Below are 21,346 nucleotides of genomic sequence, written 5' to 3'. Positions count from 1 at the left end.
GGGTGGAGGTGATCAACGTCTAAGCCCGCGCGCGCTTTTTTTAAGGCGATTCTCATGTGGAGAGTAAACACGCCAATGAGCTACTAGGCATGAAAGGCCAGGGGTGAGCCATGCCTTTTCTCACCAATGTCTCCCAGCCGCAAGTTCTTCCTTGATCTCAGGCACCAAGAGCGCAAACAACCGGTTGTATTTGAGGTCTTGGCGGTATGCCGGATCTTTGCTTCGCAGAGCTTCTCGAATGATTTTTCGGCGTTTCTCCCACGTCTTTTTCGTGTCCTGGGAAGCCAACGACTCTGCTTGGTGAAAAGCTTCCAGTGTCCAGCCGAAAGGCAACAAGTAGGCTTTGTAGTAGTCGAATGCAGTGTTCGTCACATTGATTAGGCGGGGCAGGCGGTAGCCAATGGGGCGACCATATCTTGCGCTGAGAACAATGGATACTGCGCCATGAAATCGGCCCTCATGAAATGAGCGAGGCAGCGAAATCTGAGGCATCGCGAGAATTATACGTTCTCGCAGCTCGCTCCAGACCATGTCAGCCTCAGGCTCCTCGCTGGTACCGTGTTCTAGCCAAAAGTCGTGGAATTCTTGGCGAAGTCGGGCAGGAGCGATCGTTTCCTCCAGCTCTTTTCGGTGGGTCACGTAGTCGTAGAAATAGACCAGTTGTTGTTCCGTATCGACAGTTAGCTGATCAAGAAACACCTCTTTTTGATGCCATTCGTTGAAGATCATCCGACCTTTGAGATGTGGAACCGCGTACCAGCAGGTCAGCGCCATACGTTTTGCTTCTCGGGAGCGCTCCAACGTTCGCTCATTCACAACGAAGACGTTCAGGTTATTGAGGTAGAAAATATCCTGTTCAGCGGTACGGTTTTCTTGGGGATTGAAGCCCTCGAAAACCCACACGATGGCACCACCGTTGACGCGGTAGAACTCTCTTCTGCCTACGATCTCCGTAAGAAAGGTAGTGGACAGCTGGACTTCAAACGCAAACCGCTGCTGCTTCCGGTAAACTTGAACATCAGGCTTGCGCCATGTTGCCCGGTCAGCGATGGGCATTCCACGCCATACCTTTTCAACCTCTGGTTCCGAGCAGGTCGAATCGGCATACAAGCTGTCCTTAATAATGCCTTTGAGTCGCAGGTGAGCTGCGCTTTCTTTCGCAGCGTTGTATTTCATCCGATTGATCTGATCGACGCTGAATGCCCCTTTAGTCGATATCGGGCAGCCCCTGGTGCCTTCTTCATCCGGATGGTGACGGAAGTGAAACCGCCGCTGTTGCGTAAGCACGAGCATCACCGCACCGCCGCAAATCCTGCATATCAGCCATGGCTGATTCGGGTTGCGAGCGTAGCGGCCGGCGAGTTCGTTCCTATCCTGTATTACGACCACCAAATCGCGCCTCAGGAACGTGTCTACGTCCAGAGGCTCCCCGTTATCGAGACTTAGAATTTCGTTTAGCAGCATTTGTTCCGTAGGCTGGGCTACGTCATAAGTGAACATTGATCACTCCCTGATTGGTCTTGCATCCTGGTCTGATGGGTGGAACGCATCATTCCTATTGAAAGGTCGCGGGGCCGCTATGATGCCATCACGCCCATTGAGTCAAACCTCAACCGGCCGTGCATTGATTTAGGTGGGACTTACGGGAAGAAAATGGCTAGCCGTCCGGCAACTCACCTACCCGATCCCGGCCATAAGAGCTAGAGGGTAATTCGCCATACGCTTACACCCGTTCCTCATTGATCGTGTTGGTCTCCGTCACCCTTGGGTCATGCCGCTATGTTCGGGGGGAGGACAGTATCGCGTCCCTGCACCGGGCCGGCAGTATTTCAGAGGTGCCAGAAGATAGTAACCGACAAGCTGAGGTGATCGGATAGCGCTCGACGGCGGTTTGGGAGCAGAAGCGTATGACTTTTTCGAGAAGGGGCTGTTGGACCTCAGGCTGGGGGCATCCTTTTCAAACCATCCAAAGCATGCCCTCAGATATGCCCCCAATGTAGCAATCCACTGGAAGTGGATGGATCTCCATTGCCTATGGAGCGGCAGAAATGATCAGCTAAACAGCCTGCCCAACGATACCTAGAGACTCTCAGGGTCGCCGCTGAACATTCCGCCTTGTCCGACGGGGTGCTGAATCATGGTGACGTCCATGTGTCGCTGTTTCCTCATGTTGAATAATCAAAGACCTGTAACAGGCCACTTTCTACTGGGGGAGTACTACTCGACGACATTGTCTGGGCCAGTGCTTCCCAAGATGTTTCGTCCATACGGGAACGATCTGTCGAGCCTTGGTTCAACCTTTGCGCGCCACCCACACCGCTTGAATCGCATCTCGCATCTCTTCTGATGCGTTGAAAACCGTTTGACGGAAGCGATTGCTGGCTCCGGTTGAGGCATTGATCTCATATGCTTTGGGCGCTCGGGAGGACCAGGTATCGGGAGAAGGTAGAGCCCACTCAAATTGAAGTGGGACGAAGAATTCCTCGTCCGCATCCCCGCTGTAATCGGTGATCTGCACCCCCCCGGTTGCCTTACCTTTGGCGATCACCCCAACGCCGGTGTGGTAAAGGAATACAGTGGACCCTTTACTAATGCGTCGAACCGCATTTTTGCGGTCGTAGTAGGCAGCCGCCTTACCTTTCTTTCCATCGCCAAGCATGTCGCGCCAGGCGTCGTCCATGTAGGTGCGGTTGGTGTTGACGATGAAGATGCCCGGGTTGACCTCCATCAACAGGTCTAGCTCGGGGTTGTAGGTGTCGAACTGGATGAATGGGTTGCCCGCCACCTGATACAGCTTGTACGTAAGGCTGTCGATGTGGACACCCTTTTTCGACCAATACTGAATCGCCTCCAGAGTGTCACGGTCGACACCATTCGTGACGACGACGAATCGCTGGTCTTGATTGAACTCTTGCTCCTTAAGAGGAGCCTCAAGCCCAAAATACTCTTGATGACGCGTACTCAGGGCACCCTCTAGGCGCTGTTGGCTCTGGACCATCGCTTCCAGTTGTACATAAGTATAGCGACCGAATTTTTGCCCGTAGCGCATGACTTGAAGCAAGTTCTCGGCACTGGATTGCCACCGCTTCAGCTCGAATATAAAAAGGGTGCCCTTGCGGTCGAGGGCTAGAATATCAGCCTCTTCTTGGAACTGTCGTTCCTGGGCTAGCAGCATAAGCTGCTCTTCTGGGATCAATTCCACGAGGTGTGACGCCAGAAACTCCTCGATGTACTTCTCGCTGATGCCTAATGCATCGGGGCGTTCTATCGGTACGCGACGACTGCTAGCGAGAGCCGGTATGGTCAACTCGTAAAGCATTTGTGCTATTCCTTAGCTCCGCGATCAGCGGGCGCAATGATGGCGATTCAGAATTAGTTTGCAGTTTGCCTTCTGTTAAGAAGAGTGGAAAGCCGGCTGTACCATCTATGGCGCTGGGGCAATGTCCGCCTCAAGCCTGCTTAGCTCACGATTGCAGGTCTTTGAATAACCAGGCCTTGAACTGCTCCACTGCGGACTGCCGTCGTTGTCTCCGCGGAAGAACGACGTGATGCCCAACATAGCGCACCGATTCACTGCCACCTTTTAGCGGGGCAAAAAATTTGCCCGCAATCAGTTCTTGGCCTGCACTGCCAGGATGTAGATTTTTTGACGATGACCAAGTCAGCGACTTCTTCACCATCGGCGAACCTCGGCGGTTTCAAGAGGGAATAGACGTGTCCTGCGTCCGCAGGAAGTCGAAGAGCTGCATGCTCAACGGGGCGTGTATGTTGGCGCTGATGGAAAATTGACCCGCCGGGGATGCGGCGGAAATCTTGGACTACCTGGAGGTAGTTCATGTATTCATACGAAGACCGTATCCGAGCGGTCAAGCTCTACATCAAACTGGGCAAGCGAACCGGGGCAACTATTCGTCAGTTGGGCTACCCGACGAAGAACTCTTTGAAGAGCTGGCACGCAGAGTATGAGCGATGCCTCGACCTGCCGCGTTGCTACGAGAACTCGAAGTCGAAGTACTCACCGGCCCAAAGGGAAAAGGCTGTCGAGCACTATCTCGAATACGGTCGCAACATCGCCGCTACCATCAAGGCGTTGGGCTACCCCGCGCGGGATTCTTTGCGTGCCTGGATTTACGAAATGCACCCCGAGTTGCATACGCGTGTTGTCAGTCGATCAGACGGGTTAGCCCGGCCGCCAGCGGTGAAGCAGGCAGCGGTCATCGCGCTGTGCACGCGAAAAGAAAGTGCGAAAGCCCTGGCTCAAAAGCTGGGCGTGTGCAGGCCGACCTTGTACAACTGGAAAAACCAGCTACTCGGCCCAGAGGTATCCCCATCCATGAAGTGTCGACTTGAACCCTCATCGTCACCGGAACGAGAGGAGTTGCAGCGGCAACTCGAATCTCTCCAGCTCGATGTTCGCCGTTTGCAGCTTGAACATGACCTGTTGATGAGGGCGAATGAACTCATAAAAAAAGAGACGGGCATCAACCGGCAAGTCCTGACCAATCGGGAGAAGACATTGCTGGCTGATGCCCTTAGGCATAGGTACTCCTTGCTAGAGCTGCTTGACGCGTTGGGCTTGGCCCGAAGCTCCTATTTCTATCATCGAGCCCGAATGCAGGTCGCGGAAAAGTACACCGAAGTGCGTCGTGCCATGGCGGACATATTCGAGCGCAATCATCGTTGCTATGGCTACCGTCGGATGCGAGCTTCGTTGAGCAGGCAGCGTGTGCGCCTTTCAGAGAAGGTGGTGCAGCGCTTGATGAAGCAGGAGTGCCTAGTCGTCGCCAAGCCGAAACGGCGTCGATACGGTTCCTACCTCGGGGAGATCAGTCCGGCGCCGGAAAACCTCCTCAACCGCGACTTCACGGCCCTAGCTCCGAATGAGAAATGGCTGACCGACATCTCGGAGTTCCAGATCCCGGCAGGCAAGGTGTACCTGTCCCCCATGATCGACTGCTTCGATGGGAAGGTAATCAGTTGGTCGATCGGCACGCGTCCCGACGCCGAGCTTGTGAACACGATGCTGGATGCAGCTATCGAAACGGTGGCCAGTAACGATAAACGGCCTGTTGTTCACTCCGATCGTGGCGCTCACTACCGCTGGCCCGGCTGGTTATCGCGCATCGCTGATGCGAAGCTGATTCGTTCGATGTCGCGCAAAGGCTGCTCACCAGACAACGCGGCTTGTGAAGGTTTCTTCGGCCGACTGAAAACGGAACTGTTCTATCCTCGCAACTGGCAGTCAACGAGCATCGAGCAGTTCATTCAGGCCTTGGATTCATACATTCGCTGGTACAACGAAAAACGTATAAAGATTTCCCTCGGCGCGCTCAGTCCCATTGAGTATCGTGAAAGCCTGGGCTTAGCGGCATAACCAGTCCAAGTTTTTGTCCGCATCCCCACCCTGCCGATTGAAATTTGACCCAGGGCGGATTGCTGATTTTGTTACCAGCAACTGTGGATAAGTCTACCAGCGCAGCTGCTGTTGCCCCCACTCCTTCGCTAGCCCAGTTCAGTTGTTTAAGACCTGCCACACGCAGCCATGTAGCAGGCCGTCGTCGCCATGAAATCAGAACGGCTCATCGTCCTCCGGTTCTTGGCCGCCCTTACGCTTTCGCTCCCGTGATTTGATCTTGGCCTGGGCCGCCAAGCTACTGTGTTGCAGGCGATAGGACTCGTTACCGGTTTCGACGATGTGGCAGTGGTGGGTCAGCCGATCCAGCAGGGCGGTGGTCATCTTGGCGTCGCCGAACACGCTCGACCATTCGGCGAAGCTCAGGTTGGTGGTGATCACCACGCTGGTGTGTTCGTACAGCTTGGACAGCAGGTGAAACAGCAACGCACCGCCAGCCTGGCTGAACGGCAGATAACCCAGTTCGTCGAGGATGACCAGATCCATGCGCAGCAGTGCCTGGGCGATCCGCCCGGCTTTGCCGTCGTGTTTTTCGCGCTCCAGCAGATTGACCAGATCGACCGTGGAGTAGAAGCGCACGCGCTTGCCATGCCGGGTGATGCCGGACACGGCCAGCGCGGTGGCTAGGTGGGTTTTACCGGTGCCTGGCCCACCGATCAGCACCACGTTCTGCGCGGTGTCGGTAAAGGCCAGGCTGGCCAGCTCGCTGATCAGGCGTGCGTCGGCGCTAGAGGCGTTGAAATCGAAGCTGGCCAGATCGCGGTGCATCGGCAGCTTGGCCATGTTCATCTGGTGGCTCACCGAGCGCATGGCGCGATCTGTGTGCTCTTGTTCCAGCAGGTGTTCGAGCAGCCACTTGGACGAGGCTGTGTTCGACTCACCCTGTGCAGTTAACTCCGCCCAGGCCGTGGCCATGCCGTGCAGGCGCAGCTCCTTGAGTTCCGCCATCAAATCACGCATGACCGACCTCCTCGGCCTGGCCACGCAGGCGGTCGTAGCGCGCCGTGTTAGCGACGGGGGCTTCCTTGAGCGACAAGTGGGTTTCGACGCTGGGTGGTGGTTCGGATGCTGTCAGCCGTGCCACGACATTGAGGATGTGTTCGGCGCTCAGGCTGCCGCTTTCCAGTACCAGCTCAACAGCCACCAGCACCGCATCGAGCCCGGCGACCGGTACGGCAGCCAGAACTTGCGCCATGATCCGGTCACCGCCGGCATGACGCCCCAGACCGTGCTTAAGCTGACGCAGCGGCGCCGGCAGATCAGCAAAGGGCGCGCCGTTGCGCAGCGCACCGGGCTTGCGTTCGATCAGCGGGAGGTAGTGCTGCCAGTCATAGCTGACCTGGTCGCGATCCAGCAAGCGGACATGGCTGGCGATCAGCGCGTCGTCAGCCACCACCTCGATTCGCGTCGGATACAAACGGCTGCTGACCCACTTACCCGCGTACTCACACGGCACCGAGTAGCGGTTGCGCCCGACGCTGACCAGGCAGGTGCTGGAGACCCGCGCAGGCCGCTCGACGTAACCGTCGAATGGCGCTGGCACAGGCATCAGTTCAGCGCGCTCCAACTCCAGCACTTCGGCCACACTCAGCCCGCTGTATTGAGGGTGCGTCAGCTCGCTCCAAAGCGCGCGGCAGCGCTGGCCCAGCCAGGCATTGAGTTCCTCGAAGGAGTGAAAATGACAGTCCTGGGCGTCTAGCCAGATGCGCCTACGGCTGTCTTGCACGTTCTTTTCAACGATGCCCTTTTCCCAACCAGCGGCGACGTTGCAGAAGTCCGGATCGAACAGGTAATGCGCGCACATCACCGCAAAGCGCGCATTCACCGTCCGGCCTTTGCCCTTATTGACCTTGTCGACGGCCGTCTTCATGTTGTCGTAGATGCCCCGGCGCGGCACGCCGCCCAAGGAGCCGAACGAGCGTGTATGGGCGTCAAATAACATCTCATGGCCCTGGCTCGGATACGCCACAAGCCAGAACGCACGGCTGGCACACAGCTTCAGATGTGCCACCTGCATACGCCGGTAAATGCCGCCGACCAGCAAGCCTTCCTCGCTCCAGTCAAACTGAAACGCCTCGCCAAGAGCAAAGGTCAGCGGCACAAAGGCCTGCGACGCCTTGCCCTGTCCCCCTCGCCAGGCACGGATAAACGCGGTGAGCTGGCTGTAGCCACCGTCATAACCTTCGGCTTTGATTTGCGCCAACAGCGCCTTGGCACTGCGCCGCTGTTGCTTGGGCCGCAGCGAATCGGCTTTTAGCGCCTGCTCCAGCGTGGCGTGAAAAGGGCTGAGTTTGTTGAAGATCGCGCGGCGTTGGTAGACCGGCGGCTTGGCCTCAGGTGCTCTGACCCACTTGCGAATCGTGTTGCGCGCCAACCCGGTGCGCTTGGCTATCTCATGCAGCGACAGCTTGTCGCGGAAATACATCCGGCGGATTTTGCCCATCATTTCCATACTGATCACCCTGTGTTCTCCTGCTCAAAAATTGAGCAGAAGCAGTTGAACACCTGGGTCAGTTTTCAGTCGGCAGAACAGCCTCTACTGGGTCAGTTTTCGGTCAGCGGCAACAGCGTGTAGTAGATGGCGTCCAGAAGCGCTGCACGTCCCAACCAGATTTCTGCGTCAGCCGCATTGCTCGGCTGCGGATGTCTCCACCACGGATCACCGTGCATCGGCTCAATGATGCGCTGCCAGTAGTTCTCCAGGTTCGTTGTGCTCGGGCTGACACCGAAGTTTTCGCACAAGTCCTTCCGGTTGGCCGAATCGATGCACACGAATGCGTCAGGCCGCTTCATCGCCAAGAGCCTAGTCGCGGTCGGTAGTCCGCCGACTCGCCCGTCCTGATCGAAGGCTGCTCTGAACGCTTTGCAGTAGCGGTCGTAGTCGCGCTGCGTGACCGCGTCCATCAACGGGATGAAATCGAGGGCGTGGGAGAGACCTGTGGGCGCTTCGATGACCAGGTTCGCGAACGTCCCACTTGCGCCCATGCTCCCGAAAAGCCCGTAGTCCACGCCTGGCTGCTGAGACTTCTTGCGCCCGAGAGTGCCGGCGACCAGCTTGCGGTCGTCCTCGTTCCACTTCGCGTAGGGTATGCCAGTCGCGAAAAGGGCGCGAGCCTTTGTCAGAACGCCCAAGCGCTCCTTAAACAGGTGCGCAGACGGGTGTGATGAGTTTCGGACCTGCACGAGGTAGTCCGCCCAGCTCATGTCATGTGGCGCGCGCTTGGTATTCGGCTTAGAAGGTGGCCGAACGTCAGCAAACTTGATCAGTTCCTGTCGCGCAGCCGTCTTAGCTGCGTACTGGTGACGGTACCGAAAGAGGAACTCGTGAGAAATGTCCTCCGCCCCCTTCCACGCTTCTGCGACGAAGCGACTGAGCTCTACCAGCGCTGCATCGTCGAGCGAGCCATCAAGCAGCACGCTCGCCTCGACGTTTCGGCTCATCGCCGCCTTAGTGAGATTTGGACTCCCTACCACGCCGCGTATGCGTTGCCCGTTACGAAACAGGTAGACCTTCGGGTGGAACAGATCGCCCGTAGGAGGAACGACGGCTGCGGCCGCTAGCGCTGCTGCCCGCTCAAGCACCTCGGGCTGCGTCTGGAACATATGAGTGCCGACAACGAAGTGCTCGAACTTCGAGCTGTATTTCATCGCTGCCTCGAAGACCGCGTTCTCGGTCGCCCAGGCTACTGCCCATTGCATCGACTCGCAGTTCTCAACCAGTGCTATGAGTGTCGACTGCGTCTGCGAAGCCGACAGGAACTTCACATCCATCTCTGCTTTTCCTCTTGTTTCTATTTAACTAAGTCCGGTGCGCTTCTGGGAGCGTCAGGAGAGGCGGACTGCTCGTGCAGCGACCGGCATGTAGAGCCATCGCTCGCTCACGGGCTTGCCGGTCGCGTTGAGAAGGGCACGACCATAGGACTCGAGCTGCGGGCCGTGCTCAGCCACCAAGTCCTCGTCTCTGGCCGAGCCACCGGGGTTCGATTTGTGGTCCATGAGAATCCAACTATCTGGCAGTTCAACCAGCAAGTCGATGCGGCCCCGGATACGAGTGCCGTTAGGGCCATTCGCTTCGATGGGCACTTCGACGTAAACGGGGCAGTCAGGCCAGCGCTTGGCTACCCAAGCTTGGAACGCTCTGGCCTGGGCGCAAACGGCTTCCTTATCCACAGAATGAGCCACGGCCCAGGTCATCAGGATTCGTTCGACGTCAGGGGCTGAAATCCCGCCAATCACGCCGGCGCGAGCGATGCACAGGTGGAGCGCCGTGCCCAGCGATGCCATGTCGGGCTTGCCCGCCAAGCTTAGCCGGACTCCTACTGCGTCAGTCTCGACTACCTTGAACATGCCGCCCGAGGCAGAACTCGGTTGATGCCACAACGGCTCGGCCTGCACGCGCGGACGAGCTGTGAACCAGCGGCAGGCCTCTGAGGCTTTGGCAGGTGGCTCGGTTGAGCAGTCATCCTTGTTCCACGACCTCGATAGTCTGGAGAGCTGCTGGCCGTCGGGTATCGCTATGGTTCCTGAGTCGCCGAACAACAGCTCGGCTGCGCCTTGAATTTCGCCGACCCAGGCGCGCCCCGCCCCTGACTTGCGAACGAACGACACTGCGACGTTCATATCACGCGCGCGGGTCAGGCCCACATAGAGAAGGCGCTTGTTCTCCGCCAGGGCTTCTGCCTGCATGGCTTGACCAGTGGCGCTGGCTTCGGCGTTGAGGGCGGCTTGGGGCTGGGACCGTTTGCCCCAGGTTTTCAGCCAGCAGTGTACGAAGCGGTTGGCGAGCGGCTGCCGCGGATCGAAGCCCCCAACTGTTCTCGCGCGCACGCCCCAAAGTGAACTGCGTGCTGTCGCATCGAGGCTTGTCAGCACGACGATTGGCCACTCCAGCCCCTTGGCTCCGTGATAGGTGAGGACCGAGACTGAGTTGTCTGCTGAAATGGCCCGGTTATCGTCCTCTGCGCTGGCGAGTTCGTCCAGCCAACGAAGCATGCTGCTGACGGTCGCCGGTCGCTTCGCGGCGACACACTCGTCCTCGAAAGTCTTTCCGAGCTCGACCAGTGCCTCGACATTGGACAGCCTATTGCGGCTCTCGTGAGGGGAGGTGGACCATTGGCCGACCAGCCGCACTACTTGGGACTCGGCAGCGGCAAGTCGCAGCACTTCCTGTGGCGTCAAAGCCATTAGCGTTGGACGCAGCTCTTCCAATCGGGCCAGTAGCGGATGGGCGCTGTCACCCTTCGTCAGCCACTCGTGTGACCTCACCCCATCGGTGGCTAGGTATTGCAGCCTGTCTGCAAGCCAGGTCTCGATCGGAGTGCCATCGGCAAGGGTTAGAACCAGCGCCGTGGCGACGGTGTCGGTTGCGTCGTTCATGCGCCTCAGACAGGCCATGACATAGATGGCTTCGGCAGTCCCCAACAAGCCGGAGCGTGGGCTGGCTGACGGGATGCCCCAGCGCGTGAGCGACGTGACGGCAAATTCGACCTGGTCGTTGTAGCGACACAGCACTCCGACATCGCCGGCCTGAATCGGTCGGAGCTCCTTGGTGTCCTTGTCTTCAACCTTAACCCCGGACTCGAGCAGCTCGCGGATGGCCTGGCCAAGGCCTAGGTAGTCCGAGTCGTTTCGGCTGCTCTCGAAGTTCCAGTTCAACAGCGCGGGCTGGTCCGGAATGTCCTTCCGCAGAGGCTGCAACCGAACCTGCTCAGGCGTCAGGTCGGGCTCGAACGCAGAGTTGAATACACTATTAGTGAGCAAGACCTGGCTTTCGGTGGAGCGCCTAGAGATGTCCAGAGCCTTCCCTATGACTCCGCCCCAGCTCTTGATGGCGCTGAGAACGCCGGAAATGAGGCTTGAGTCAGTTCCGCGGAAGCCGTAGATAGCCTGCTTGGGGTCGCCGACCCACACCGACTTCTTAGCCAGTTTGGCCAGCTCGACGAAAAGCGCCAGTTGGAGCGGGCTGGTGTCCTGGAACTCATCGACCATGATGAGATCCAGTTCTGCCGCCAACACTTCACGGACGGCTGGCTTTGTCCTCAATGCACGTAGCAGCAACACCTCTTGGTCGCTGAAGTCGACTGCACCCAGCGCCTTCTTTGCCTGCTCGTAGGCGTCGAGAACGTCGGCGGCCAGATTGAACACCTTGTCAAGGTACCGACGGACCTCGGCATGAAAGGCCGGGTGAGACTCGTGGGCCTGAGCTGCGGACTTGACTGGTGCCACGATATCCCTGACCTTAGCGCCGGCGTCAAACCCGGCTGCGCCGATCCAGTCGGGCCAGCACCAGCGTCCTTCACGGAAGAGGCGATCCAGTTTTTGCAGCCCGTCGAGGCCTTTTAAGAGGTTGTCTGCAACTTTGGCGCCGACAGCCTGCTGCTGTTCTACGTAGGCGGTTACTTCCTGGTGCGCCTTGGCCAACGCGGTCGCCAATGCCATGGTCGGGTCCAGCCCCACAGTTGGAACAGGCCAGTTCGCGAGCATAGCGTCTGCGTTCTGAGTACCCATCACGCGAAGCGCCCCTGGCTCAATGTCGTTATCGAGCGCGGCCTTGACGACAGCCTCAACAGTCTTGGACCAGTCCGCCTGTTCGATGCCAAACCGCTCTGTGAGCCAAACTAGTTCCGCTTGTGCGTCGGCATCCATCGACTCGGCCAGCGTGGCTTTGAGCAGTCTCTTGGATTGACCTTCACCCAGGACAGTCTGGTCGGGAGACAGGCCCAACTCGAAGCAGAACCGCTTAAGCATCTGACCGCAGACACTGTTGACGGTGCCCAAGCGGGCTTGGCCTATGGCGGTGGCGAGGTCGATACGGCCCTTTTCAAGAAGCCAGGAGCGGGCGCGTTCGCGCAGCTCGGTAGCGGCCTTCACCGTGAAGGTCGTGGCCAAGATGGCGTGAGGCCGTGCCGTGCCAGATTCGAGGGCTTGTGCGAGAGTTCCGGTCAGCTTGTAGGTCTTACCACTGCCGGCGCCTGCGCTGATGAATTCGATGTTGTTCATCACTTCCAGCCTCCCAGCAAGATAAGGTGGTCTCGGTCCCATTTGCTTGGACCGTTGACCGGAAGGGTTCCCTCAGGGCCCTGGTACTCGTCGTTCGGATCTTCCGGAACGACTTCGATGGTCCCGGCGTCCAGCTGCTGCTTGCGCCACTTCCAGGTAGCGCGCGCGCGGTCCAGTAGATTGGAGACGGTTACGCCGTCCGGCGGTCTTCGGACTTGCGCTTTTGGGAAGATGTCGGCAGCGGTGATGTACAGCCCGCCACTTTCCAGGATGAAATAGGCAAGCGCGGCGGGTGCGATACCGCTTGTTTGCTCTATGAGGCTGGAGTAGAGCGCCAACTGTAGGTGCTCGCCAGAGCGAAGCAGTCCAGCGTAGTAGGTATCGCCTCTCCACTTTATGTCCACGGCGACAGTTCGCTTGTCACCAAGCGTGACCAAGAGGTCAATTTTGCCGATCAGCGGGACTGCTCCCAAGGTTCCTCTGAACTCCACCTCCGTCTGAACCTGAACGGCACCAGCGAGCCTGAGGTGATCTAGGAGACTGCAGATGGCTAGTTCGCAGACCTTCCGGAAGTGCTGCTGCGTTACCCCTGCACCCTGCATGAGTAGTACAGCGCCTTCAGTCAGCAAGAGCGAGTCTGCTTCGGCGCGGAACCACGCAACGGCATTGGAGTTTGACAAACTCAAGGCATCGTTGTGCGCGAAGAGTTTCTCGAGCACCCGATGAGCGAGGATACCCAGCAGGCGGTTGTCCTCATCCACCGCCAGGACGGAGGTCGGATCCAGCTTCGCCACTCGTTTCAGAACGAATAGGGCTGCGTCATTGAAGAGTTCGTTGAGCGTAGTGAACGACTGTAAAGCGTCGCCGAGCTGCACGGGATGAGGGAGTTGGATGTGTCGTGAAGTTGCGGGCAGCGACTGAGGTGCAAGCACCTCGGCGGTTACCCCGAGAAGTGTGGAGTCGAGTGCAATGTCCAGGTCAAGCGAAGCGGACTCGATATCCGGTACGAGCTTCTTAAGAAGCTGGCGAATCGGATGTACTTCTGTACCGGGGGGAGGGCAGACGATGATGAATCTTTTTCTCGCAGCAAGTAGTGGCCGCAGCCACTTCAGTGCTAACGATACAAGCTCACGCGCCGGGTCTCGCAACTGGACACCTAATTGAGTAAGAGCGTTCACCTCGGCAGGAGACCAAGGCAGAGGCGAGGGCAGGGCAGGCGTAGATGGCATCCACCAGATCACCTCATCAGCTGCTTCGATGCACGCGGCTGCCGTGCTGGTCGAGCGCATGCAACCGACATGGGAAACCGCAGCGGGGTTGGTTGCCCCGGCGGGCGTGGCGTGGGCGACCAACTGCTCGACTTGCCGAGGCAGCACCGTGGCCAACCCTTGCCGAGCCAGCTCGATCAATGCTTCATGGACGGCCGCACATTGGCTATGCGCCGCCGTAAAGCTCGCCGCATCAGCGGATTCACCTGAGAGGCGAAGCCGCATAGCCTCCTTCATCCGGGCGACGCGAGCAATCAGTGCATCGACCGGCACTCCATCGGTGCGTGACCAGCGCTCTGACTCCAGCCAGAAGGTAATTTCATCTGCTACTTTCTGGGCATCGTTACCCGCTGCGATCTTGGCCTTAGCCGCCGTCCAGGCTTCGCTCCCAATTCCAGGCTGCTTGGCGACAGCACGAGCGAGCCTGCCTCTCGCAGGACGACTGAATGGGCCAACTGGGTGCGTCAGGAAATCCAGCAGCCGGTTCATGTCTATTGGTTCCCAGCACATTTCCAGGGCAAGGATTAGTGCCTGTAGGGCTGGGCGGAGCTGACTAGGGCGTTCGAACCCGCAGTTGACCCCACCGGTCGCGGACAGCGACACATCTAGCGAGTCGCCGGCCTCCTCAGCCAGGATCAGCCGGTCGCCGGGCTGGTGCGAGTGTTGTGCGCTCAACCAGTGTTCGGCGGTCGTGGCCGCGAGAGCGTGCACCAGCAAGACACTCCCGTCGGTTTGCACGGTCAGATTGCCCGCGGAGCCTCCAGCCACAACGGTTAGGGCTTGCTCTTGCAACGCACGGAGTTGGCCTTCTCCCTGTGGCTCGGGAAGTCGGACTTCGACCGCTGGCAGGCGCTCGAGCACCTGCCGCCAGAGAAGTGGGAAGTCCTCGGGCGGGTCAACCAGGTGAACTGACTTGATGGGGCCGGGGCCGGACGCACTCAGAGCCTGTATCACCAGGTGCAAGCGCTCGGCCTCTCCGGGCGGCAGCGTTTCGAGAGCTGCCTTTTCAATGGCGGCAAGCTCCTGGATTCGCGAAGTATGCTCTGGATTCGCACTGCCGTCCCAACCGCCAAGCCGCCACTCGTCACGCCAGGTCAGGAGGCGCGCAGCCGTACCAATGCTGTCGGCCTTCAGGGACGCACTGTAGAAGCGCGAGTTGTTGTCATGGACGCGCAGCAGGCCAGAGTAGATGGTCACGCGTCTTGCCTTGGACGCTTCTGGCGCGCTTAGACCAAGGTAGGTCTCCAGCAGGGACAGGAATCCGAGGCGGCCCACTATCGGGGTGTTGAAGAAGTTCGTCGGGGACGGACCCTGACGGGTATCCAAGAAAAGGCCAAAAGTGATGTGCATGCTACGGTTGACTTCCTTGACGACAATCCAATGCAGGCGTCCTATTGCATCTTGTTCCCCTGCCCCTAGTCGACAAGACTAACCGAAAGCAACCATTCACGTACGACGGAAAATTGCTGAGAGCGGCTGTCAGACCACAATTGCCTGTGTGTCAGATATCGCAGCAAGGCAGACACGGAACCGCGCCTACTGAATTTCCGCTCTTTACCGTTAGCAGCCTTTCTCCAGCTAGAGGTCTGGTAAAGCCTGCTGGACCCCTGGAGTGAGCAGCCGACTTTTGGCAGCGTTTTGAAAAGCGTCGGAGTGATACCTGAATTCAGCTTGGCGACTTACACTTGAAATATTAATTGCACAGCAGGTATCACTCGGTTGCTCACGCACTTGGGCCGAGGAGAGCATCTCATCGGCCTACCTTCACTCCGTGGTGTGTGGGAACAACAACGGGTGACTTTTCTAGAAAGGAACTGTTGGACTTCAGGCTGGGGGCATCCATTTCAAACCATCTAAAGCATGCCCTCAGATGTGCCCCCCAATGTAGCAATCCACTGGAAGTGAATGGAGCTCCATGGTTTGTGAAAAGGCAAAAATGATCAGATAAACACGCTGTCCGACGCCGCCTAGATTCTCAGGGTCGCCGAAAATATTTTCGGCCTGGCTCTGCACCATATTGACGGTCTTGGTAGTAATGCTCGTTTTTGGCGATCCAGAACGAGCGGTACCGAAATAGCGATCCTCGCTCGTGCGAGATGACCACCTGATTGCTAGAGAAGATGCCCTTGTCGGGTAGACCTCGTCTTTCTTAACCCAGAGATCCAGAGATGAGGGGGGAGAGGCAGGCGGTGATGCCTGCACGCCATTACCAGAATGGGGTCGTGCCCTTGCTCGATCACGGATAGCCCTAGGTATGCCTCGTCACTCTTGCAGGCTGTTTCCAGCATAGACATCGCTGATTCACCATCAGCTGTGATAGGGATTTCGGTGAGTACCGCGCCATGACGTTGGTCATTTTTGTAGAGGTGATCTTCGGAGTCGCTTTTGACCATCCAAAGCTGGCAGCAGCAGTGCCTCAAGGATTCGTTAGCGAAGTCTGCAAACGCCTGCGTATGTTCATTTGCCCCGTCGATAGTAGCCCAGAGCAGCAGCAGCGGAATCAACGTGCTTCCAGAGGTGTGCCATTTTCTATAATCCTCTGTTTGCTCTAGGGGATGAGCAATCAAATCGCGGTAGCGTGAAACATGGGTGGGATAGCGATCGTGAACACTATACGCGAACCGATAATGATCCAGGATCATCGAGCAATAGCTAGGAGCCAGGTCTCGGAACTCTTCCAGATGGGAAAGGAAAAATAATGCCGTAGCTATGTCAGTAGACTGAGTGTCTGTGCACGGGCTTAACAGGCAGTCATTATTTATTATCAGATGATATATATGTTTCGCGAGCTGCTTGGAGTTTGTTTTATGCTCTAATCGCTGGCTATCGTCAATGTTTACGTGTCTGGACTCCCATAGTATCCATAGACCTCGTTGAGCAAGTCGTCCTAGAATTTCAAACAGCTTAAGATTGGTGTCTACTGGGCTGTTAGGACTTACCGCTGCTGAAACCGCATGCCGATTTTCAACAATGGGAAGTATTTTTTGGCCGTAGTATTCATCCCAGATTCGAAAATGGAGATGAAGTAGCTCGACGAAAGTAGCACGCAGATTTTTTGAAGCTGGCGCTGTTGATTTGTCTTTTATGAACTCCCAGGCATGAAGGATCACAAGCTCACTGGCCTTGTAAGGGGCTTCTAGATTTTCGGCTTCTCGTGCCCAAACGTAGAGGACAGAGAGGCACACATATGTCTTCCTGAGTGCGGTCAGGCTGCTTTTACGATCGGGTAGTTCATTGGGCAGTAAGCCATTCAGCAGGAGCGAGAAGTTTGCATAAGAAACCTCCGGCTCATCAAGCATCGCAATAGACTTCTGAAAATAGCTGCGCAGGTCTTTGGTGACTAGTTGTTCATGTAGAATCCCATCGCTTAGGAGCCCGGCGAGCTTGTCGCCATTCCACTCCTCGAAATCGACACCATACCTTTCGCAATGAACTTTCATTAGACCAGTTATACGCGCTCTCATAGGCTCCTGGATATCGCCTCCGAAGCAGATACAGATGACTTTTTCTAAATTTTTAAACTCGGGTGGCACACGTGATGGGAAATAGTTAAAGATTATGTCACTAATGGAGCTAACCAATGACTGGTTTGTTTGATCCCAGTCATTGCGGGTTAGGTCGCCTTTTTTAATCGTAAACGCATAGAGTTTTTTTTCGCCAGAAACGGTTGCAGGCCCTACCGCCAGAACGTCGACGCCCGCTTGATCAGTGCCTTTGCCAGGGCGAGAGATTACGTTATATCCCAGCTCGCTCAACAGGTCGGGAAGAACGACATCCAACTCGTCACGTTCACGTAGTGCCGCAACATATTGTTTAAACACTAGCTTCACGAACGGATCTCCATTTTGTAATGAAATAGCATCTTGCGTAGTGAAACAGGCTCAAATAAATATTGACGGGGTAGTTCGAGTTTATGGCTGAAGACGGTTGCTTCGGTTTCAAAGGGATGAAGTTCGCCATCTACTGGTGCCAAACTAACGACCCCATTCCCATAAAGCAGTGTCCGTTCGCGAAACAGGTCTGCCAGAAAGGAATCTTTCCTGCCTTCGTCCAAAGCCTGCTGAATCTGATCACTGTATCGTTCAAACTCCATTTGCCTGTGCAGTGCAGGGGGTTTGAGCTCATGCAGGAGGGGCGCTTCTCTGATTCCTTTAAGGTAATCATCGAGTAGATCCGTCGCCTCCCTGATCAGACTGGAGGCACAATCATTGCCGTTCGCGACAGTGGCCAGACATCCCTTTGCAATATTTGGATAGTTGATGAGTACAGGGTCAAACAGCAGGTCTCGAACTTCTGCTCGTTGCTGGGGTGGGGCTGAACTTCCCAGAAGAATGAGGAGTGCGGCCAACGATACTGGGTGATGGAAAAAGTGACCGATTGCTTTGCGAGCAATGAAACCATATTCCTTCGGTTCAAAGGTGAAAGGCGTACCTTCAAAGGTGAACTGATGAGGTTCCTCTAGCCCTAGGAATAAAGCGTTGTTTAGCTCACTACAAAGACGATGGTCTCCTATTTTCAGCCAATTGAAGACCCAAGCAGTCAAGATTGCAGGCTGGCCTTTGAGGAGCACTTGAACGACGCTCTGGAAGTGGCTGAGCCGGTGTTCGGATTTCCCACCATCCTTGAGAAGCAGGTGCTGCAGAAAGTCTTGCGCGCGTGCCACACCGCCGGCTTTGATAAGCCTTTCCAAAAAAAAATCCAGATTTGAACAGTCACCTGCCTGGAGCGGGGCATCTTGTGAAACTTTGAGCATCGAATCCCATAGGCGCTGTTTGAGGTGTCCAGAGTTGTGTGCAAGCGTCCAAGCAATCTTCGACGTCACCGCTGGCGTCGGTGGCTCCGCCGTTTCAAGTATGAATGACTGCATCGCTGAATGAACTGCCGGAGGTGCTACCTCGAACCAGCAGACTACAGCATCTATCAATGACGCACGCAAATCGTCTGAGCGATCGTGTCCAATGACTGTGCGGAAAACATCAATCGTGTTCTGCCAGCCTTGCTCCTTCTTGAAGGAGGCGTGCCGAAGTCCTTCGATAGCCTGGAGCCTATAGGACTGATTCGGGTGGACTAGATACGCGTAGATTCGCTCCGCATGGTGTTCCGCTTCGAATTGTACGGCCTCTGATATCGCGGCCTTCAGGGTTTGGAGTTTCTCGTAACGTTCATCGCACTGATCGACAAATTCAAAAACTTGTTCGATCCGATCACGGCGCTTATGGCACCAGGATCCGAGTATTTTCGAGATGTCTCTCCAGTCATCGACGGGGTCATAAAGGCGCTCGATGACGTCCAATAATGGTGCAAAAGGGATATTCAGCTTGCCCAGCAGGCTAGCGTAGACCATCCGACCAATTAATTTTGAATGGCCTGGGTAGTGACTCAAGAAGTCTGATGATAACCCTTCAGCTAAGTCGAGGTGGCCTTGGTTGTGTATCTCGGAAAGGGTATCAGTGTATGGCCCATACTCGCTTGGCCAGCAGTCCCAATGCCGTTTGAAGATAGCCTCGATCAGAGTGCCCTCTCGCACCTTTTTCATGATCTCGGCGTGCGAAGGCACAGCCATAGTGAATCTCCATGTTCCCGTCGGTGCGCATGATATCTTCACGCCGCAGGGTATGCCCATAATCAAGCGTGTTTCATTTTTCGGAATACCTTCCTGGCCATCCCCCCGGCGCATGATGAGGCTCGGGGTGCGAATTGAATCGCCCCGGGTTTCTTAAATACCGTCATAAGAGAGCTTGTGGGCCAGCAAGTCCAATTGCTGAGGATTACTCACGAGGAGGCAGCCAGTTTGGTTTCATCGCCAGTCTCCGAATCGCTCAGCGCCGCCGTTCATTCGCGTTGAGCACATGACACGGCCTGCATACGGCTTGGAGGATTGCAGTCTGATGAGCATCATCAAGAAGCTGCAAAGCAGCGTGCCCTAGCGGCAAAGAGAATGGCTCTTTGTCCAGCCAGTTAAAGCGGGAAAATATCTCCTCGATCTGCGGAGGGCTGAGCGTCTGAATTATCTGGGTGACCACAACGTTGAACTCAGGAGACACGTGGTCAACTTCACTTGAGGGGGTGTTCCCGCAACGTTCGCATATTGGGTGTGTCGATCTATAGCTAGAAATTATAGGGTGTGCGGCATCCCTGAGCGCGCGATCCAACCAGGCCATTTCATCGCGAGAGTCGATGCATTGCGTCCATGAGACCCCGTGCCAGCCATGTGCTGGAAAGTAGCCTTGGAAATCATAAGCTGCTCCGTGTCGGGGTAGTTTTCGAAAGAGACTAGGGCGAAGGCGTTGCGCCGCGCAGTGGTAATGTTTCTGGAGTATGAGGTCGGAAATGAGGGAGGACTCAAATTCCTGTCCGAAATCAACCGCTGCAATTTCCTCCCGAATCACCTCCTTCAGGCGGGTTTTCGTCATCCCTCGAAAGAACTCTTGGTAATCCCCCCATTTTTAGCATTCACCAGAAATAGAGGTCAGGCCACCAGGGCCGGTAATCCCCCCATTTTTAGCATTCACCAGAAATAGAGGTCAGGCCACCAGGGCCAATTTCTGTTTGGGAGTGATTCCTTCGAGGGCCATATTCGGGCGTTCGTGATTGTATGTCCAGATCCAGTTCGTCCCGTAGTTCTGAACTTCAGCTATCGATTCAAACAAGTAATGGCCCAGCCAGTCGTAACGTACCGTGCGGTTATAGCGTTCGACGTAAGCGTTTTGCTGCGGGTTGCCCGGTTGAATATATTCCAAACGGATACCCTGTTTCTCGGCCCAGCCAGTGAGTTTGGCGCTGATGAATTCGGGGCCGTTATCACTGCGGATTGTCTGCGGTTTACCGCGCCATTCGATGACCTGATCCAGCGCGCGCACCACACGCTCAGCCGGAAGCGAAAAATCAATTTCCATGCTCAGGGCTTCCCGGTTGAAGTCGTCAATCAGATTGAAAACCCGAAAGCTGCGTCCGTCCGACAATTGATCGTGCATGAAGTCCATCGACCAGCACTGGTTACTGGCTTCAGGCACAGCCAGTGGCTCGGGTTTCTCGCGCACGATACGTTTGCGCGGCTTGATCCGCAGGTTCAGCTCCAGCTCGCGGTAAATCCGGTACACGCGCTTGTGGTTCCAGCGGTAGCCTTTGACGTTGCGCAGGTACAGAAAGCATAAGCCGAAGCCCCAGTTTCGCTGGTTGTGTGTCAGACGGATTAAATGATCGGCAATTTCGGCGTTTTCAGACGCCAAGCGTGGCTGATAGCGATAGCAGGTGATACTGACCAGAAAGGCCAAGCATGCCAGCCTGATACTGCACCGACCCGAGCGAACCACGTCTTGCGCCATCTCTCGTCGCCGAGATGGCGTCACCACTTTTTTGCCATGGCTTCCTGGATGATTTCGGCTTTAAGGCGCTCTTCGGCGTACATTTTTTTAAGCCGTCGGTTCTCTTCCTCCAGCTCGCGCAAACGGGCCATCAGCGAGGCATCCATGCCGCCGAACTTGGTACGCCATTTGTAGAACGTGGCCGAACTGATGCCATGCTCGCGGCACAGCTCTGGGGCTGGGGTTCCAGCCTCTGCTTGCTTGAGGATGGCCATGATTTGACTGTCTGAAAAACGCGATGTCTTCACGCAAAATTTCCTTGATCCGGTCAGGAGAAAATTCTACTTCTGATGCGTACTTTT

Annotated in this window: 11 protein-coding genes; 1 reads left to right on the top strand and 10 read right to left on the bottom strand. The window is 56.3% G+C overall.

What is annotated here, in order from left to right:
- Window positions 1-120 precede the first annotated feature (120 nt).
- The gene (locus HBO23_RS12570; RefSeq protein ID WP_170038254.1) at window positions 121-1,500 is read right to left on the bottom strand and encodes a DUF6035 family protein; all 1,380 of its coding nucleotides are present in this window, start codon (window positions 1,498-1,500) and stop codon (window positions 121-123) included.
- A 793-nt stretch (window positions 1,501-2,293) separates the two neighbouring features.
- Entirely contained in the window at window positions 2,294-3,319 is a 1,026-nt protein-coding gene (locus tag HBO23_RS12565; protein WP_170038252.1) for a hypothetical protein, read from the bottom strand.
- A gap of 516 nt (window positions 3,320-3,835) precedes the next feature.
- On the opposite strand from HBO23_RS12565, the gene HBO23_RS12560 reads away from it, so the two are divergent.
- Entirely contained in the window at window positions 3,836-5,374 is a 1,539-nt protein-coding gene (locus tag HBO23_RS12560; RefSeq protein WP_039615185.1) for an IS3 family transposase, read from the top strand.
- Window positions 5,375-5,569: 195 nt separating this feature from the next.
- Here HBO23_RS12560 and istB read toward each other — a convergent pair whose 3' ends face one another.
- From istB to HBO23_RS12520, 8 genes are all read right to left on the bottom strand, one after another.
- Window positions 5,570-6,373, bottom strand: coding sequence for an IS21-like element ISPst3 family helper ATPase IstB (istB, locus tag HBO23_RS12555; RefSeq protein ID WP_011911830.1), 804 nt, complete (start codon window positions 6,371-6,373; stop codon window positions 5,570-5,572).
- Window positions 6,366-7,865 carry an IS21 family transposase gene (gene istA / locus HBO23_RS12550; protein ID WP_170038461.1) on the bottom strand — a complete coding sequence of 500 codons (1,500 nt, stop codon included), beginning with the start codon at window positions 7,863-7,865 and terminating at the stop codon, window positions 6,366-6,368. The genes istB and istA overlap by 8 nt, the downstream gene beginning before the upstream one ends.
- 92 nt (window positions 7,866-7,957) lie before the next feature.
- Window positions 7,958-9,184 carry a phospholipase D family protein gene (locus tag HBO23_RS12545; protein ID WP_170038250.1) on the bottom strand — a complete coding sequence of 409 codons (1,227 nt, stop codon included), beginning with the start codon at window positions 9,182-9,184 and terminating at the stop codon, window positions 7,958-7,960.
- Window positions 9,185-9,238: 54 nt separating this feature from the next.
- On the bottom strand, window positions 9,239-12,412 hold the full coding sequence (locus HBO23_RS12540; RefSeq protein ID WP_170038248.1) for a UvrD-helicase domain-containing protein: 3,174 nt from the start codon (window positions 12,410-12,412) through the stop codon (window positions 9,239-9,241).
- The gene (locus HBO23_RS12535) at window positions 12,412-15,030 is read right to left on the bottom strand and encodes a PD-(D/E)XK nuclease family protein (RefSeq protein ID WP_170038246.1); all 2,619 of its coding nucleotides are present in this window, start codon (window positions 15,028-15,030) and stop codon (window positions 12,412-12,414) included. Before HBO23_RS12535 ends, HBO23_RS12540 begins: the two co-directional genes overlap by 1 nt.
- A gap of 761 nt (window positions 15,031-15,791) precedes the next feature.
- A complete protein-coding gene (locus HBO23_RS12530; protein ID WP_170038244.1) occupies window positions 15,792-17,510 on the bottom strand; it encodes a chemotaxis protein in 1,719 nt (572 codons plus the stop codon).
- Window positions 17,507-19,243 carry a hypothetical protein gene (locus tag HBO23_RS12525; RefSeq protein ID WP_170038242.1) on the bottom strand — a complete coding sequence of 579 codons (1,737 nt, stop codon included), beginning with the start codon at window positions 19,241-19,243 and terminating at the stop codon, window positions 17,507-17,509. The genes HBO23_RS12530 and HBO23_RS12525 overlap by 4 nt, the downstream gene beginning before the upstream one ends.
- 961 nt (window positions 19,244-20,204) lie before the next feature.
- Window positions 20,205-21,292, bottom strand: a protein-coding gene (locus HBO23_RS12520) for an IS3 family transposase (protein WP_170038240.1) whose coding sequence is annotated in 2 segments (ribosomal slippage) — window positions 20,205-21,040 and window positions 21,040-21,292 — 1,089 coding nt in all. Because the reading frame shifts where the segments join, the coding sequence is not laid out codon by codon here.
- Window positions 21,293-21,346 lie beyond the last annotated feature (54 nt).

It is taken from the genome of Pseudomonas sp. WS 5532 (genome assembly GCF_012985445.1).
GTDB lineage: Bacteria > Pseudomonadota > Gammaproteobacteria > Pseudomonadales > Pseudomonadaceae > Aquipseudomonas > Aquipseudomonas edaphica.
Note: the sequence above shows the minus strand (reverse complement) of the source record. Positions and strands in the feature narration are given on the sequence as shown.